Source organism: Pontibacter brevis, from assembly GCF_054779655.1.
Genome location: NZ_BAAGXV010000030.1, coordinates 20,647 through 35,182 on the forward strand (window position 1 = coordinate 20,647; position 14,536 = coordinate 35,182).

At 47.9% G+C, this 14,536-nt stretch carries 11 protein-coding genes; 7 read left to right on the top strand and 4 right to left on the bottom strand.

Annotated features, from left to right (window positions below; genetic code table 11):
* The first annotated feature begins 219 nt into the window (after positions 1-219).
* The 4 genes from ACYVB1_RS09705 (at position 220) to rlmB (ending at position 6,044) form a co-directional block, all read left to right on the top strand.
* Positions 220-816 carry a T9SS type A sorting domain-containing protein gene (locus ACYVB1_RS09705; RefSeq protein WP_460923283.1) on the top strand — a complete coding sequence of 199 codons (597 nt, stop codon included), beginning with the start codon at positions 220-222 and terminating at the stop codon, positions 814-816.
* Positions 817-940: 124 nt separating this feature from the next.
* Positions 941-3,892, top strand: a complete 2,952-nt coding sequence (locus ACYVB1_RS09710; RefSeq protein ID WP_460923285.1) for a glycosyltransferase family 117 protein — start codon at positions 941-943, stop codon at positions 3,890-3,892.
* Between the two features lie 95 nt (positions 3,893-3,987).
* Positions 3,988-5,226: a GWxTD domain-containing protein gene (locus ACYVB1_RS09715; protein ID WP_460923287.1), complete on the top strand. Its 1,239-nt coding sequence runs from the start codon at positions 3,988-3,990 to the stop codon at positions 5,224-5,226.
* Positions 5,199-6,044, top strand: a complete 846-nt coding sequence (gene rlmB / locus ACYVB1_RS09720) for a 23S rRNA (guanosine(2251)-2'-O)-methyltransferase RlmB (protein WP_460923289.1) — start codon at positions 5,199-5,201, stop codon at positions 6,042-6,044. Before ACYVB1_RS09715 ends, rlmB begins: the two co-directional genes overlap by 28 nt.
* Positions 6,045-6,145: 101 nt before the next feature.
* On the opposite strand, the gene ACYVB1_RS09725 is transcribed toward rlmB, so the two are convergent.
* Positions 6,146-7,222 (bottom strand): mannose-1-phosphate guanylyltransferase, encoded by a 1,077-nt coding sequence (locus ACYVB1_RS09725; RefSeq protein WP_460923291.1) that lies wholly within the window; start codon positions 7,220-7,222, stop codon positions 6,146-6,148.
* A gap of 2 nt (positions 7,223-7,224) precedes the next feature.
* Entirely contained in the window at positions 7,225-8,196 is a 972-nt protein-coding gene (locus ACYVB1_RS09730; protein ID WP_460923293.1) for a KpsF/GutQ family sugar-phosphate isomerase, read from the bottom strand.
* A gap of 74 nt (positions 8,197-8,270) precedes the next feature.
* On the opposite strand from ACYVB1_RS09730, the gene recQ reads away from it, so the two are divergent.
* Positions 8,271-10,451, top strand: a complete 2,181-nt coding sequence (gene recQ / locus ACYVB1_RS09735) for a DNA helicase RecQ (RefSeq protein WP_460923295.1) — start codon at positions 8,271-8,273, stop codon at positions 10,449-10,451.
* 200 nt (positions 10,452-10,651) lie between these two features.
* On the opposite strand, the gene ACYVB1_RS09740 is transcribed toward recQ, so the two are convergent.
* Positions 10,652-11,500: a glycosyltransferase gene (locus tag ACYVB1_RS09740; RefSeq protein ID WP_460923297.1), complete on the bottom strand. Its 849-nt coding sequence runs from the start codon at positions 11,498-11,500 to the stop codon at positions 10,652-10,654.
* A 354-nt stretch (positions 11,501-11,854) separates the two neighbouring features.
* Here ACYVB1_RS09740 and purD point away from each other — a divergent pair, with 354 nt between their 5' ends.
* Positions 11,855-13,144 (top strand): phosphoribosylamine--glycine ligase, encoded by a 1,290-nt coding sequence (gene purD, locus ACYVB1_RS09745; protein WP_460923299.1) that lies wholly within the window; start codon positions 11,855-11,857, stop codon positions 13,142-13,144.
* 78 nt (positions 13,145-13,222) lie between these two features.
* Here purD and ACYVB1_RS09750 read toward each other — a convergent pair whose 3' ends face one another.
* Positions 13,223-13,636: a BrxA/BrxB family bacilliredoxin gene (locus ACYVB1_RS09750; RefSeq protein ID WP_460923418.1), complete on the bottom strand. Its 414-nt coding sequence runs from the start codon at positions 13,634-13,636 to the stop codon at positions 13,223-13,225.
* 473 nt (positions 13,637-14,109) lie between these two features.
* On the opposite strand from ACYVB1_RS09750, the gene ACYVB1_RS09755 reads away from it, so the two are divergent.
* The gene (locus tag ACYVB1_RS09755; RefSeq protein WP_460923301.1) at positions 14,110-14,457 is read left to right on the top strand and encodes a hypothetical protein; all 348 of its coding nucleotides are present in this window, start codon (positions 14,110-14,112) and stop codon (positions 14,455-14,457) included.
* The last annotated feature ends 79 nt before the right edge of the window (positions 14,458-14,536 follow it).

A 14,536-nucleotide genomic window follows, 5' to 3' on the forward strand; every position in this document is an offset into this window, starting at 1 on the left:
AAAAGAGGCCATTGAGCAGAGCCGGTGGAAGAAGAGGCATGAATATTGTTGTTAACAAATTATTCGAAAGTGCCTCATAACGTTCAAACAGATGTAAAATTGAGTGAGTGTTTGCATCTTTTCATCATTATTTTAAAAAGGTATTATTTCTTTAGTTAATTTAAACTATATTTGGTGTGTGTAACCAAACCGTTGGTTTTACAGATAATGGCATAGTCTATGAGAATTTTTACAAAAATAGTATTAGTAGTTACACTCATTTCTTCGCATTTGCTGAGCTTTGCAGGTACCGCTATGGTTAAAGCAGGTATAGACCCGGTTAGAAAAGGAGGAGATACTGTTTGGAAGCTCATGCCTACTCATGGGGGAACAAGCCCGCTTGTAGTATCTGCCAGTAACTCCCGTCCGGCTTTTGTGATGAACCCGGAGAAGCATACGTGCTCTAAGATATACGCTTCCGCCGTTAGTCAGGTGTTTCATACGGTAGAAGCTAAAACAGAAAAACCTGTTTATACCAACATCGCACTAGCTGCCATTGCGCCTGGTAAAGAGATAAAGCCAGTGCCCTCTATCAATGCTTACCCTAATCCATCGCGGGGCAATATTGTGCTGGCGCTGAACCTGCCTGGTGACAATATTTATAAAATCCGTATTTCCAACACTATCGGACGGGTAATAAGAGTGCATGAACTTGGGCCTGCCGAAAAAATGGAGGTAGCCCTGGATTTGAGCAGTTATCCTTCAGGTGTTTATTTCTACAGCCTGCTGGTAAACGACAAGACTGTGGAAACAAAACGCCTTGTACTGCAGAAATAAGGATTTCTAAAACGGATGAAGCATAGGAAGCCGACCTTTTGGTCGGCTTTTTGTTTATAAACATCTAATAATTACGCAGCCGCTTCACATTATTTATTATTTTCGGGGCTGAATTAAAATAGCTATGACTGATTATCGAAAGATAAACAATATTGTAGGCTGGGTTGTGTTTTTTATCGCGACTACAGTGTATGTACTGACGCTGGAACCAACAGCCAGTTTCTGGGATGCCGGTGAATTTATTGCCTGTTCATACAAACTCCTGGTGCCACACCCGCCCGGGGCACCTTTCTACCTGCTGGTGGGGCGCCTCTTCTCCATGTTTGCCGCTGATCCAACGCAAGTGGCCTGGTGGGTAAACCTTTTGTCTGCGCTTTGCAGCTCTTTTACAGTGCTGTTCCTGTTCTGGACCATAACAATACTGGCGCGCAGGCTGCTGGTTAAAGAAGGTGCAGCGCCAACTCAGGGAAACCTGCTGCTGATTATGGGCAGTGGCGTGGTAGGGGCACTGGCCTATACTTTCTCCGATTCTGCATGGTTCTCAGCTGTAGAGGCAGAGGTGTACGCTATGTCCTCTTTCTTTACAGCTATTGTTTTCTGGGCCATATTGCGCTGGGAAGCAAAGGTAGGAGAGGCGCATTCAGATAAATGGCTTATACTGATTGCGTACCTTGTCGGCCTCTCCATCGGCGCTCACCTGCTGAACCTGGTTACCATTCCGGCGCTGGCTTTCATTTATTACTTCCGCCTTTATAAGCCTACCTTCTGGGGTGGTGTAATCGCCTTTGTTATTAGTGCTATTGTAGTGGTAGCTATACTCTGGGGTATTATCCCGGGGCTGCCGACATTGGCAGGAGGGTTTGAAGTGTTCTTCGTGAACAATTTTGGCCTTCCGTTTGGCTCGGGTTTGATTGTATTTGTTATTCTGCTTATTGGAGCCATTGTGTTCGGCCTACGTTACTCCATTGCTAACAACAACCGCGTACTGAACACGGCTTTGCTTTGCTTTGTCTTCGTAATAATCGGGTATTCTTCTTATATGATGATTCCGATTCGCTCTTCTTACGACCCGACCATAGACGAAAACGACCCGGACGATATTCTGACTTTTGTAGCTTACCTGAAACGAGAGCAGTATGGGGACCGGCCACTGCTGTATGGCCCGCAGTATAATGCACAGCCAGTGGCACAGGAAGAGGGCGCTATGCGCTACAGAAGAGGGGAAAACAAATATGTGCCTACCACTCCTAAAATAGAGCCTGTTTACGAAAGTAAAGATAAAACCTTGCTGCCCCGTATTTACAGCGATCAGCCACAGCACGTAGATGCTTACAAGAAGTGGGTGGATCTGCGGGAGGGCCAGGCACCAACCTTTGGGCAGAACCTGAGTTTCCTGATGCGCTACCAGCTTGGGTTTATGTACTGGCGCTATTTCCTGTGGAACTTTGTAGGCCGTGAGAGCGATGTGCAGAATGCAGGAGTGCTGTGGTTTGGAAAGAGCGACCCTGATGCGCCGGCACGTGTGCTGGAAAGCGAGGCCCGCAACTGCTTTTACCTGCTGCCCCTGCTTATTGGTATTATTGGCCTTATTTACCAGGTGCGCAAGGCGGAGCGGGATGCTTTTGTGATTGGTCTCCTTTTCTTCTTTACCGGTATTGCGATCGCGCTTTACCTCAACCAGCCGCCAGTAGAGCCGCGTGAAAGGGATTATACCTTTGCCGGTTCCTTCTACGCCTTCAGTATCTGGATTGGACTAGGTGTGATGGGCCTGGCGGATTTGTTGGGAAAAGGGCTTAAAAACACCCAAACCCGTGCTGCTGTTGCCACCCTCATAGGCTTGTTTGTGCCGGGTATTATGGCGGCAGAGGGATGGGACGACCATGACCGCTCTGGCCGTTACCATTCGGTGGACTCCGCGAAGAACTTGCTGGACTCCTGTGCTCCAAACGCTATTCTGTTTACAAACGGTGACAACGACACTTTCCCGCTCTGGTATGCGCAGGAAGTGGAAGGCTACCGTACGGATGTGCGGGTGGCTGTGCTAAGCTACCTGAACACAGATTGGTATATTGACCAGATGAAGCGCAGGTCCTATTTGTCAGAACCATGGCCGCTTTCACTGGAAAACGAAAACTACCGCCAGGGCACCAACGACTACTTACCATATGTGGAGCGCCCACAGGTAGCAGCCGGTATCAACCTTGACCAGTACATCAGCCTCGTAAAACAAAACCACCCGGCCCTGCAGGTGCAATATGGCCAGGGCACTACATTGCTCACTATGCCTACCAAGAACTTTATTCTGAATGTAGACCAGAACAAAGTGAGGCAGCTGGACTTTGTGGCAGAAGACAAGGAAGATGAAATCGTGAGCCGCATGCAGTGGACGATTAACAAGTCGTTGCTGGAAAAGAAGCACCTGATTATGTTGGACCTGTTGGCCACAAATAACTGGGAGCGGCCGATCTATTTCTCATCTACTGTAAACAGTGCTGATTTTATCGGCTTGTCAGATTACTTCCAGCTAGAAGGACTGGCTTACCGGGTAGTACCGGTAAAATCAACCTCAGAAGAGCAGGGTTTTGTAAACAAGGAGCTGATGTATGAGAACATGATGAAGAAGTTCCAGTTCCGTAACTTCGATGACCCGGATATCTTCTACGACGAGAACTACTACCGCTTCTCCGCCAATGCCCGCGATAAGTTTGCCCGCCTGGCAACTGCCTACCTGGATGAAGGCAACACGGCTCGCGCAAAAGAAGTGGTGGAGCACGCATTCAATGTGTTGCCGCCTGGCACAGTGCCTTATGACTATTATACCCCGCAGTTTATTCCAATTTACGATGCGCTGGGCGAACAGGAAAAGGCCGAACAGTTGCTGAACGATATGGCCCGGGATTCGCAGAAAGCACTGGATTACTTTTTTGCGAAGGGTGCTCTCTTCGATACCGAAATCCAGACCAACATGGTTATTCTGCAGCAGCTGATAGGAGCTGCAGAAAGCCTTGGGATGCAGGACCGTGCAGCGCAGCTACAGCAGCAATTTATGCAGTACCTGCAGCGTATGCGCCGTTAAACAAAATAGCCGTGGATACAGTAACAATAAAGGCCGAATCGCGATATACGATTCGGCCTTTATATTAGGTGGATATTAAGAAAAGTTCTGTATTGATGAGATACCCTCACGTGCTACTCCTTCTACTGTCTTTTTTAGTTGCAGGCTGTGGAGGCTTACGCTCTACAAGTAGTCTTGCTCCTATAGAGGTAAAGCGGGAAACGCCCGAAATAACCATGCAGCACAGCTATTATACAAGCGACGACAGCCTGCACCTGCTCTTTAAATTTGAAGACGCAAAGGAGGTGGTGGATATACTGCAAATGGCTACCTCCTATGAGTATGAGATAAGAACGGGTAGCACGGAAAAAGCTGATCTTGTCAGGCGTGATTCTGTGGACCTGCCCGACCGGAAAATAACTGACATAGAGGGGCAGGTAGTGGTAAGGCTGGTGCTGCCAGCACAGGTGGTGCACGAACCGAATGTGCTGCATTTTCGGCTGTGGCAGTTGCTCTCCGGGTCCGAGCTCATTGGAACAAAGTTCAGGCTGCCGCTAAGCACCAAGATGCTCCAGAAGGAGTATCTGCTGATAGATGCCTCTTCAGGTAAGCCCCTTTTTCAAAACTATACTACTACCGGCAGCAAAGTTTCGGTTCGCAGTTATGGAGATGCCGGGGGGGGGCTTAAAGTGCAGCGTTTCGAGGCAGACTTCAGGCCCGCTGCACCACCCATGTCTATGAGCAGGCCGGCTGGTCCCCGCACCATTTCTGCTGCTGATGTTCTGGCCCTTGTCCCCGCAGATACCATTACGTTGCAGGAGGAAGGAGTGTACTTGTTTGACCCGAATACCAGCTATGCAAGGGCTATTTTAGTGCAACCGAATAATTTCCCCCTGATTACTCAGGCAAAGGAAATGCTGCAGCCCCTGATATACCTGACCACGTCTGAGGAGCGGGAGGCACTGCTGAATGCAAGCGACACAAAAGCGGCCATAGACCGGTTTTGGTTAGAGCTGGCCGGCGGCAACAAAGAGGCTGCCCGTAACTTAATCCAAACATTTTACAGCCGGGTAGAGTTGGCAAACAAGCTTTACTCCTCGCATAAAGCAGGCTGGGCAACGGACCGCGGCATGATCTACATTATCTTCGGCCCGCCTGACGACACCAGCGAAGTTGGCTCAAGTGTTACCTGGTTCTATAATAAGACAGAGACGGCACCTCCCACCAAATTCGTTTTTAACAGAAAAGAGAATAACTTTACCGAAAATCATTATGAGCTGGTACGGCGCCGTGGGTACGGAGAGAGCTGGTACAGTACAGTAGCAAAATGGAGAGCAGGCAGAATAAATATGTAGGTAACCGCTTCGGAGGTTCCTCCAGAACACCAAAAGAAGATAAAACAGAAATGATTTTCGGCTCGCGCCCTATTTTAGAGGCGCTGTCGGCTGGAAAAGAACTGGAGAAGATCTTCCTTCAGAGGGGGGCAAAGAACCCTACCACCGATGAGATTGTACAGCTGGCCAAAAGGCTGGAAGTACCGGTTGTGACGGTGCCCCTGGAAAAACTGAATAATCTGACACGGAAAAACCACCAGGGTGCAGTTGCGCTAATCTCGCCCATTTCCTATGTGCCTTTAGCTGAAACAGTAACATCGTTGTTTGAACAGGGCAAAAGCCCCCTGTTACTGATACTGGACCGGGTAACCGATGTGCGTAATTTTGGCTCTATTGCCCGTAACGCGGAGTGCATGGGCGTGAATGCCATTGTAATACCAAGCCGGGGCGGCGCACAAATCAATGCAGATGCTGTGAAGACCTCAGCTGGTGCACTGCACCTGGTGCCGGTTTGCCGTGAGCCAAACCTGAAAGACACAATTGACTACCTCAAAAACTCTGGTTTTCAGATAGTGGCTTGTACCGAGAAAACAGAGCAGAACCTGTCGGATATGTCGCTGGACATGGTAGGACCAACGGCCATCATCATGGGTAGTGAGGAAGACGGTATTTCGCCTGAATACCTGAAGCGTGCCGATGCCAGGGTGCGGATTCCGTTGTTAGGCCAGATTGGGTCGCTGAACGTATCGGTGGCAACAGGAATCATTCTGTACGAGGCGGTGCGGCAGCGCCTGCAGGATGGGGGCTACTCCAGCCTTGGCAGCCTGGAGCCGAGGTAGATTTTATATAGACAAAAAAAGACAATGGACAAAAGAAGAAAGCATTTACAGTCTATCTTCTTTTGTCCATTGTCTTTTATCAGGAGTTTGAACTACCGGAGCTATATGTACTCAGGTCCTCTTTTCGACTTGGCATCAGCCATAAAGTCTTTTACCTTCTGCTCTTCTGTTTTCTTGCAAATCATCAGGACATTATCGTACTCCGCCACAATGTAATCCTCCAGGCCCTGTAGTACCACCAGGCGCTCTTTCGGGGTTTTGATGATGCAGTCCTTTGTCTCATAAAGCATCACATCACCATCCACCACGTTACCGTTCTCGTCTTTGTCGTTAATGGTATAGAGGGAGTTCCAGGTGCCAAGGTCAGACCAGCCAATGTCGGCCAACAGCACATACACGTTGTCTACCTTCTCCATGATGCCGTAGTCAATAGACACATTACGGGAGTGTGAGTAAGCCTGGAATATAAAGTCCTTCTCTTCGGGTGTGTTCATTTTAGACACGCCTTCATCAAAGATCTCGGTGATTTCAGGCAGTTGCTGATGGAAGGCAGTCAAAATAGTCTGCACGTTCCATATAAAGATCCCTGAGTTCCACACAAAGTCCCCGCTGTCCAGAAACATCTGGGCCAGTTCCAGGTTTGGCTTTTCCGTAAAGGTTTTCACCTTTTTTATCTTCTGCGACTCGTCATCGATGTATTGGATGTAGCCGTAGCCAGTGTCAGGCCGGCTTGGGGTTATGCCCAGCGTAATCAGGATGTCATCTTTGGAGGCGGCATCCACAGCGTCTTTTATGACACTTGTAAAAACGTCCTGCTTTAGCACCACGTGGTCAGAAGGAGTTACTACAAGGTTTGCCTTCGGGTTAAGTTCCCTTATTTTGTAAGAGGCGTAAGCAATGCAGGGGGCAGTGTTGCGGCCAACGGGCTCCAGCAAAATCTGGTTTTCTGTTAGTTCCGGCAGTTGCTGTTGCACCAGTTCCTTGTAGTCCTTGTTAGTGACCACAAACACGTTCTCAACAGGGCAGATGTCCTGAAAGCGCTTCAGCGTCATTTGCAGCATGCTCTCGCCTGTTCCTAATACATCGTGGAACTGCTTCGGGTAATTGCTACGGCTAAAAGGCCAGAAGCGGCTTCCGATGCCACCAGCCATGATGATCACATAAGTATCGTTTTTCATATTTATATAAGTCCTTCTTTTAATAGATCGTGTAGATGCACAAAGCCCTCAAACTTACCTGCATTTGTGACAATTAGTTGTGTTATACTTTTACGCTGCATTACAGCCAGAGCCTCAACGGCATATTCTGATGTGTCGATAGTTAGAGGGGCCGGTGTCATGATATCAGTGGCAATAATGCCCTCAATAGAGTCAAACTTGTTAAGCATGCGGCGCAGGTCACCATCTGTTATGATTCCTATCAGTTTGCCATCCTCATTGCTTAACACAGCGGTGGCACCCAGGCGCTTAGAGGAAATCTCGATGATGATGTCTTTCAGGGGCGCATTCGCAGTAACACGGGGTGCCTCGTTCTGTTTATAAATATCTTCTACCTTCAGGTACATGCGTTTCCCTAAAGAACCACCCGGGTGCAAGTGTGCAAAATCGGAGCTGCTGAAGCCACGTGCCTCCAGCAAGCTAACAGCCAGTGCGTCGCCCAAGGCAAGTGCTGCCGTTGTGCTTGTGGTAGGGGCCAGGTTGTGCGGGCAAGCTTCGCGCTCAATATTAGCATTCAATACAAAATCGGCGCATCTGGCCAGGTAAGAATCTGTGCTGGAAACCATTGCGGCCAGTTTAGAGCCTTTGCGTTTGAGTAGCGGAACCAGCACTTTGATTTCCGGGGTGTTCCCGCTTTTTGAGATGCAAATCACAAAATCATCTGCCTGTATCATCCCTAAGTCACCGTGTATGGCATCAGCAGCATGCATAAACAGGGCTGGTGTACCGGTGGAATTCAGGGTGGCAACTATTTTCTGAGCTATGTTGGCACTCTTTCCAATGCCTGTTACCACAACCCGACCTTTGATCGATAATATGGTTTCAACGCATTTTTCAAAACCCTCGTCGATAAAATCAGCCAGTCTGCCGATTGCTTCGGCTTCAAGTTGTAAGACTTTTTTTGCGGTCAGGGTTATTTTATTAGAGATATTCAAATTAAATTTGTATTAGTATACAGGGTGAGGGAAGTACGTTGCCACCTGATTAATTTTTTTTTTCGCACGAGTACATGTCAGTAAAACAAGAGATAAATCTCAAGAACAAATTAAAAGAAGTTTTTGGGTATAATCAATTCAGAGGGAATCAAGAGCTGATAATAAACAATATTATTAACGGCAAGAATACTTTCGTGATTATGCCAACAGGCGCGGGCAAGTCGTTGTGTTACCAGTTACCTGCTCTTTCCCTGCCGGGGACTGCCATTGTTATTTCACCGCTGATAGCCCTGATGAAAAACCAGGTAGACCAGCTGAATGCCTTTGGCGTGAATGCTCATTTCTTAAACTCAACTTTATCGAAATCCGAAATAAACAAAGTAAAGAAGGAGACCCTGGCCGGTGAGGTAAAACTGCTTTACGTGGCACCGGAGTCGCTTACGAAAGAAGAAAACATAGAGTTCCTGCGCAATTCTAACCTCTCTTTTGTGGCCATCGATGAAGCACACTGTATCTCGGAGTGGGGGCACGACTTCCGCCCGGAGTACCGGCGCATCCGTGGCATCATCGACCAGATTGGTAACCTGCCGATAATTGCGCTTACAGCTACTGCTACTCCAAAGGTGCAGCTTGATATACAGCGCAACCTGCAGATGGATGAAGCCTCCGTGTTTAAGTCTTCTTTTAACCGCACCAACCTGTACTACGAAGTACGTCCGAAGCACCATACCAAAAAGCAGCTGATACAGTACGTAAAGAAGCACAAGGGCAAAAGCGGCATTGTGTACTGCCTGAGCCGTAAAAAGGTAGAGGAGATTGCGGAGTTGCTGCGGGTAAACGATGTGAAGGCGCTGCCTTACCATGCCGGTCTGGATGCCAACGTGCGGATGGCCAACCAAGATGCTTTCCTGAACGAAGAGGCAGATGTGATCGTGGCCACAATAGCCTTCGGCATGGGAATTGATAAGCCGGATGTGCGCTTTGTGATTCACTACGACACCCCTAAGTCTATTGAAGGCTATTACCAGGAGACGGGCCGGGCCGGACGTGATGGCATGGAGGGTAACTGTATCATGTACTACAGCTACGACGACATCATCAAGCTGGAAAAATTCAATAAAGACAAGCCGGTAACGGAGCGCGACAATTCTAAGCTGCTGTTGCAGGAAATGGCTTCCTACGCCGACTCCGCTGTATGCCGCCGTAAGCAGTTGCTGCATTACTTTGGCGAGGCCTACGAAAAAGACTGCGGCTTCTGTGATAACTGCCTGCACCCGAAGGAGCGCTTTGAGGCGGAGAAGGAGGTGCAGCTGGCACTGAAAGCAGTGGAGCAGACAGGGCAGCGCTTTACCATAGAACATATCACGGCAGTGCTGACAGGCCTGCGCAACCAGTACGTGGTGAGTTATGACCATGATAAGCTGGAAGTGTTTGGTGCAGGTAAGGAGAATGATGCTCAGTTCTGGAGCTCTGTAGTGCGCCAGGTGCTTCTGTCAGAATACCTGGAGAAGGATATTGAGAACTTTGGGGTGGTGAAACTCACACAGAAAGGGGTAGACTTTATTCAGAACCCACACCCTATCCAGTTAACCAAAGACCATAATTACGAGCAGGAAGTGAAGGAAGACGAAGAAAAAGAAGAAACACAGGCTTCTGCCGGGCATGATGAGGTGCTGTTCGATCTGCTGAAGAATCTGCGCAAGAAGCTGGCGAAGGAGAAAAACCTGCCGCCTTACGTGTTGTTCCAGGACCCATCGCTAAAGGAGATGGCCACTGTGTATCCTACTACAAGGGATGAGCTAGCGCACATAGGCGGCGTAGGCATGGGAAAGGTGCAGAAGTTCGGCAAGCCGTTCCTGGACCTGATAAGCAAATATGTAGAGGAGAACGATATTGTAACGGCTGCGGATGTTGTTGTGAAGACAACGGTAAACAAGTCGAAAATCAAGATTTACATCATCCAGCAGATTGATAAGAAAGTGGAACTGGAGGAAATAGCGGCGGCCAAAGACCTGACCATGCAGGAGCTGATTGAAGAGATTGAGCATATCTGCTACTCCGGCACTAAGCTGAACCTGAACTACTACATCAACAGTGTGCTGGACCAGGAGCGCCAGGAAGAAATTTATGAATACTTCATGAGCGCCAGCACCGATAACATCGCGGCTGCTCTGAAGGAACTTGGGACAGACGATTACACTGAGGAAGACCTTCGCCTGATGCGCGTGAAGTTCCTTTCAGAATATGCTAATTAACAATAGTAGAGCAAAAGAGAGCTAACCTTAATTCTCTGTTGCTTGCTGTAAATAAAAAGGCCGGTGCTGTTGCACCGGCCTTTTTATTTAGATGTTCTATCCTGCCGACAGCTGCTTTGTGTTATGCCACAGAACTTCTGCCTGAAACGAAAACCTAATAGCGTAGCGGCAAAACAGCATTACGATGATGCAGGCTGCCTCTACAACTGGCGCTGCATTTCCCGGATTCCGAAGGGGGTAACGGCTTTTTTCTGGGCCTGTACCTCTGCAAAGATTCCGTCATTGCCGTTCGGCCGGTCCAGCCTTTTATGATAGAGGTGAAACTGAATGGCCTGGAACCTTAGCAGTTTTACTTTTTTTTCTGCCCAACGGAGGCGCAGTTCCACATCAGTGTCTTCACCTGTTGCAGGGGCCTCATAACGGATATCGAAGCCGTTAATGTGGAGCAGGTCTTCTTTATGGAGTGAAAAATTGCACCCCAGTATGCCCTTCGATTTTGCCGGCAGCATTTTGTAGATAGGGCGGGGGAGTCTCAGTGATTTTTCGGCATGGTTTGTTATTTTACGAAAGCTGTCCACCCACACTTTTCTTAAAAAGGCTATACTGCCTAAAAAACCGCCCCTGATTTTCTCGGGAGAAAGGCTTTTTGTCAGTTCTTCTGAAAGGTTTGCCCGGCGGCCTGCTAAAGCAGTTCCAGGGGAACGGTTATACCAATGGTCGGCCACAAAGTGCCTGTCCGGAAGGCAGTCCCCATCAACAAAAATGATGTATTCACCTCTCGATTTCAGAACAGCCTTGTTTAGAATTCTTGTTTTGCGGAAGCCCTTGTCCTCATGCCAGACATGCTGAATCTGCAATGGAGACTTGCTGATATACTCATTTAGCGCAGCTACAAATGTTTCACTGCTGCCATCGTCCGCAACCACTATCTCAAAATCCTGGAACGATTGCTGTTCGAAGCCTGCAAGCAGCAATAAAAGCCAGTCCATTTTATTATAAACCGCAATAATTACTGAGACAGAAGGGCCTTTCATACTTACCTTATTCATCGTTTATGCACAAAAACGCCCGTAGGCGCTCCTGCAGAAAAGGAAACTATATTTCATCCTCGTAAGATACTCACTTTAAATTTATTATACTCTATTGTTGCTTCAGCAACACAGGTGCATGACTTACTGAGTATTTCGAGAACTAGACAGAGTTAAAAAGCTTTGAGTTCACATTTGCTTATTCCTCAGGAGCTTTCTGTAACCGCTTTCGCTTTTGGCCGCTCGATTCCTTTCAGGATTATTAAAAAATAATTTGTGCAGCATGAGCAAGTATAAATCTTTAACTTCGCAGCAGGGCTTTAGCCTACAAAAGCAACAGCTAAATAACCAACAACAGCCATTAATAATCAACCAATGAACGTACTGATAATAGGATCCGGAGCCCGTGAGCATGCCATTGCCTGGAAGCTGAATCAAAGTGAATATTGCGAGAAGATATTTTTAGCACCTGGTAATGCAGGCACTACCCAGTTTGGTACAACGGCTGCTGTAAACATCCATGATTTTGATGAGGTGGCGAAGTTCGCTACCGACTTCGATATTATGATGATTGTGGTTGGATCGGAAAATACCCTGGTTGATGGTATCCATGACTTTTTTCAAAGCTCAGAATATCTCAGGCACATCCTTGTTGTCGGCCCTAAAAAAACGGGTGCCATGCTGGAGGGGAGCAAAGACTACTGTAAAGCCTTCTTTCAGCGATACAACATTCCGACAGCCCGTTACCAGACTTTCACAGAAGACACCTTCGCCCAGGCAGCAGAGTACCTGCGCAAACACAGCTACCCGGTGGTGCTGAAGGCGGATGGCCTGGCGGCAGGCAAAGGTGTCATTATTGCCCAGGACTATGACCAGGCAATTGATGCCCTTGAAGATATGCTGCGTAACAAGCGCTTTGGAAATGCCAGCAGCAAGGTGGTGATTGAAGAGTACCTGCAGGGCATTGAGGTGTCTGTTTTCATATTGACAGATGGTAAAGACTATGTGTTGCTGCCGGAGGCGAAAGATTACAAGCGCATTGGTGAGGGCGACTCAGGATTGAATACGGGCGGTATGGGAGCCATATCGCCGGTGCCTTTTGTAGACGATGTGTTCATGCAGAAGGTGAAAGAGCGAGTGATTGACCCGACACTCCGCGGCATGCAGGAAGAGCAGATGGATTACACAGGCTTCCTCTTCATCGGGTTGATGAATGTAAACGGCGAACCGTATGTGATTGAGTACAACGTGCGTCTCGGCGATCCTGAAACAGAGGCTATTCTGCCCCGCATCAAGTCAGACCTGTTCGAGCTGTTCAGAGCCCTGCACGATCATAAACTGGGCGAGTTCCAGCTGGAAATAGATCCACGTACAGCCACTACAGTGTTCCTGGTGTCAGGAGGTTACCCGGAAGGTTTCGAGAAAGGAAAAGAAATCAGTGGTATCGACAAGGTGCCTTCTGATGTGCTGGTTTTCCATGCAGGCACCAAAATGGTAAATGGCAAGCTGGTAAACAGCGGAGGCCGTGTTATAGCTGTTACTGCCCTTGCCGACACTATGGAGGAGGCGCTGGCGAAAGCGAATGCTGCTGCCGAAACTATCACGTGGCAGGACCGTTATTACCGCCATGATATTGGGTTTGACCTGAAAGGAACGCATGCTTAGAAGCAAATATCAGTTCATAAAAACAGCGAAGGCCGGTGAAACTCACCGGCCTTCGCTGTTTTTATGAGGCTCTTCAGCTTAGCAGTACTCCTCAAACGCACCCTGCAGGTTATCTACAATGCGGTTCAGTTCGTTGCCCTCAATGTGGTAACGCTCGATCATGTGCACCAGCTCGCCGTCTTTAAACAGAGCGATAGAAGGCGATGATGGAGGATAAGGAAGCATGTGCTCACGAGCTTTCGCTACGGCGTCCTGCTCCATACCAGCAAATACTGTTACAAGCTTAGATGGCTTTTTTTCAGAAGCAGCCACTGCTATTTTAAGCGCCGGACGTGCCTTAGCGGCAGCACAACCACAAACAGAATTCACTGCTACCAATACTGTGCCTTCCGATTTAATCGCCTGTTCTACTTCTTCAGGTGACATGAGTTGCTCAAAGCCCGCAGAGGTAAGGTCCTCACGGATAGGCGCAACCATATATTCAGGATACATTGCCATAAGTATAAAATTTATTGGTGAAATATTTTACAAAGTTAACAAATCAGATTCAGAAAAGATACACGTTGTTTTTTGGACAGGATTGATAGCCTTTCAATTGTAATTCTATATGTAGAAGTTATAGCATAGGAACTATATATAGAACTTGTATAAATTTTACTATAAAGCATAACAAGTTTGAAGTTAGGCAGGTATAGGGAGACAAATCCTGGCTAATGCAGGATGCAGCGGCCTGCATATAAGGTGAAAGCTGTAGCTGCCAATTGTACTGATTTAGATTTGTCTTCAAAGAGAGGAAAAGCTGGATATCAGTAGCGGGGCATTTTCAGGGGCAACGGGGAGCCTCTGAAAGAAGAGAGCAATGGGACTGTACCTTTTGCCATGCATTGTTTAGTAAATCAGCCAGGTGCAACAACAAGTAAAGCTCATGAAGAGCCGGAACATTACAAGACCAACAAATGACCACCATGTCTAAACATCACCTTAAAGGCGCAGTGCCTTGCGTGCGCTACTTTTATTTACCTGCGAACAGTAACAGGGGAGCAGAAATAATACAGGTTATCAACAGCAGCAGTACTTTAGTACAGGTGCCAATGCGCGAAGAGGATGTAGAACTTACCGTTTTTTTTGAACGGGAACTCACCATGAACGAGCGATTGACTTACGGAAGCAGCGAAACATGGAAAGTTTTTACTTCCTGGGACGAAATAGAGCAGGATCATAATCAATTTGGGCTGACAGATGAGGTGCTGCTGGTGCTGTTGAGTCTGAGTTATAGGTTTACCCTTCAAGAGGACATCGCTGTCCCGGCATAAAATTACGCCTGCCACAGGAACAGTCTGAAACAAAACGGCCGCTTTGCCATATGGCAAAGCGGCCGTTTTGTNTTGTTTG

What these genes read in the sequence shown, in the direction of transcription:
- ACYVB1_RS09705 (WP_460923283.1), top strand. Translation starts at nt 220, where the DNA reads ATGAGAATTTTTACAAAAATAGTATTAGTAGTTACACTCATTTCTTCG.
- ACYVB1_RS09710 (WP_460923285.1), top strand. Translation starts at nt 941, where the DNA reads ATGACTGATTATCGAAAGATAAACAATATTGTAGGCTGGGTTGTGTTT.
- ACYVB1_RS09715 (WP_460923287.1), top strand. Translation starts at nt 3,988, where the DNA reads ATGAGATACCCTCACGTGCTACTCCTTCTACTGTCTTTTTTAGTTGCA.
- rlmB (WP_460923289.1), top strand. Translation starts at nt 5,199, where the DNA reads ATGGAGAGCAGGCAGAATAAATATGTAGGTAACCGCTTCGGAGGTTCC.
- ACYVB1_RS09725 (WP_460923291.1), bottom strand. Translation starts at nt 7,222, where the DNA reads ATGAAAAACGATACTTATGTGATCATCATGGCTGGTGGCATCGGAAGC.
- recQ (WP_460923295.1), top strand. Translation starts at nt 8,271, where the DNA reads ATGTCAGTAAAACAAGAGATAAATCTCAAGAACAAATTAAAAGAAGTT.
- ACYVB1_RS09740 (WP_460923297.1), bottom strand. Translation starts at nt 11,500, where the DNA reads ATGAATAAGGTAAGTATGAAAGGCCCTTCTGTCTCAGTAATTATTGCG.
- purD (WP_460923299.1), top strand. Translation starts at nt 11,855, where the DNA reads ATGAACGTACTGATAATAGGATCCGGAGCCCGTGAGCATGCCATTGCC.
- ACYVB1_RS09750 (WP_460923418.1), bottom strand. Translation starts at nt 13,636, where the DNA reads ATGTATCCTGAATATATGGTTGCGCCTATCCGTGAGGACCTTACCTCT.
- ACYVB1_RS09755 (WP_460923301.1), top strand. Translation starts at nt 14,110, where the DNA reads ATGTCTAAACATCACCTTAAAGGCGCAGTGCCTTGCGTGCGCTACTTT.